At 62.6% G+C, this 2,366-nt stretch carries 2 protein-coding genes; both read right to left on the reverse strand.

Annotated features, from left to right (window positions below):
* Positions 1-1,227, reverse strand: a 1,227-nt coding sequence (locus EN939_RS07950; protein WP_206528272.1) for a transglycosylase domain-containing protein, incomplete at its 3' end; no start/stop codon positions are given.
* Positions 1,228-1,457: 230 nt separating this feature from the next.
* On the reverse strand, positions 1,458-2,366 hold a 909-nt coding region (locus EN939_RS38940), incomplete at its 5' end, for an FAD-binding oxidoreductase (protein WP_245473061.1).

A 2,366-nucleotide genomic window follows, 5' to 3' on the forward strand; every position in this document is an offset into this window, starting at 1 on the left:
GACATAGGGCTTGAATGATGAGCCGGTCTGGCGCAGCGCCTTGGTGGCGCGGTTGAACTGGCTGGCCCCATAGTCGCGGCCGCCGACGATGGCGCGCACGGCGCCGTTGGTCTCGATGACGACGACGGCACCTTCGGTGACGTTGTACTCCTTGCCGAACTGGCGCAGGTGGAACTCCACCGATTCTTCCGCCGCCTTCTGGATGTTGGCGTCAAAGGTGGTGTGGGCGAGAAGCGAGTGCTGGCCAGGTTTGGCGATCTTCTTGACCTCGTCGAATGCCCAGTCGAGGTAATAGTCAGGGCTTTTCTGTTCGCCGCGGTCGACGACATCGGCCGGATGCAGCCTGGCCTGCAGGACCTGGCCTTCGGTCATGAAGCCGGCATCGACAAGGTTGGACAGCACCACATTGGCGCGCGCGCGCGCCGCCGGCAGGTTGATGTGCGGCGCATATTTGGTCGGCGCCTTGAACAGGCCGGCCAGCATCGCCGCCTCGGCCAGGTTCAGGTCCTTGACGCTCTTGCCGAAATAGAAGTCGGCGGCAGCCTCGATGCCGAACGTGCCGCCGCCCATATAGGCGCGGTCGAGATAGAGCTGCAGGATCTCCTTCTTCGACAGATTGGCCTCGAGCCACAGCGACAGGAAGGCTTCCTTGATCTTGCGCTCCAGCGTGCGCTCGTTGGTGAGGAACAGGTTCTTGGCCAACTGCTGGGTGATGCTCGAGCCGCCCTGGACGACGGAGTTCGCCCGCACATTCTCGAAGATCGCGCGCGACAGGCCGAGCACATCGATGCCGTAGTGGTCGAAGAAGCGACGGTCCTCGGTGGCAAGCACCGCCTTGATGACGTGATCGGGCATCTCGTCGACCGGCACGGAATCGCGCTGGATGATGCCGCGCTGGCCGATCTCGTTGCCATAGCGGTCGAGGAAGGTGACGGCGAAGTCGCCCTGGGCGCGCCAGTCGCCAGCCGTGTCCTGGAAAGCCGGAATGGCCAGCGCCAGCATCACCACGATGCCGACGGCGCCGAGCGTGAAACCTTCGCTCAACAGTTCGATGATGCCACGGCGCCAGCCGTTGACGCGGAAGCGCCGCGAGAAGATCGTCGCTGATTCCCAGAATTGGCGCGCCTTGAAGCCGATCTCATAGAGCGAGGAATCGATCCACGCATCGAGCGCCAGCAGCCGGGCGGCGATCGGACCTCTTCTTTTGCGCGGTTCGGGACTGGCCATTCGGAATCCGGCTAGCAATTGCACGACCTGAGAACCGCAAACCGGCAATTTCAGGGCGATGCATTCCGGGAGACTATTCCTCCATTTTTCCAGCACTCACAAGGGCGGCGAAGACACAGTATTGGGTTTGTTGCTGATGGGCCGGCCCAAGAATACAGCCCGGCGCCAACAGCATGTGCCCGCGCCTCCAGCGGAGGCGTGAACTTGTTATCACTGCAGCTCGGCGCGCCTCATGCGGCTCGCAAGCTTTCTTTCGGACGCAAATTCTGGTTCATGCGGAACAGGTTCAGCGGGTCGTAGCGCTGCTTGATTTCCAGAAGCCGTCGATGGTTGCCACCATAGGCCGCTTCGACCCGGTCGACCTCGTCCTCCGGCATGAAGTTCACGTAGGCGGTGCCGGCGGCATAAGGTTTGGCCGCCTCGTAGATTGAACGAGCCCAGTCGGTGCAAGCCTTGTCCATGGTGGGTTCGCGCCAGCGGGCGTGAATGTTCATGACGAAATGCGAACTGCGCTGTGGGAACGCCGTTGCATCCGCCTTGACGCGACCTGCCGCGCCGCCGACATGGCCGATAAATATCTCGCATTCGGGTCCCGGCAGCTTGGCTATTGCCCCCGTTACGACCGCAGCCGCCTCCTCGGAAAACTCGGTGAAGTCATGGCTCTTCCAGTAGTTGCGGGCGCCGGGCGTGAGCAGTGGGTCGAATGCCTGCTGCCAGCCGGTGAACGGGCTGGGGCCCACGACATCGGCAATCGGCGTGCCGATGGCTCGAAGTTTTTGCGTCGCCTTTTCGCCTGCCTCGATGTCGCCGCAATAACACATGGCCAGAACCAGAACCTCCTTGCCATGCCATTCCGCGGGCAGGAAGGGCAGCGGCGGCGCCTGCCGCATGACTACCCAGCAGGTCAACTCGTCAGGAGCGGTTTCGAGCGCCTTGCGATACTCCCGCAGCACCTTTTCGGCATCGGCGAAGGGATGGACGACAAGCCCTGCCAGCACTTGCGGTCCAAACTCATGGAGATGGAACTCGAATGCCGTGACGACGCCGAAATTGCCGCCGCCGCCGCGCAGCGCCCAGAATAAATCGGGATTTTCAGTCTTGCTGGCCCGGAGCAGTTTGCCGTCGGCGGTGACCACATC

Source organism: Mesorhizobium sp. M7A.F.Ca.CA.002.05.1.1 (genome assembly GCF_003998335.1).
Taxonomy (GTDB): Bacteria; Pseudomonadota; Alphaproteobacteria; order Rhizobiales; family Rhizobiaceae; genus Mesorhizobium.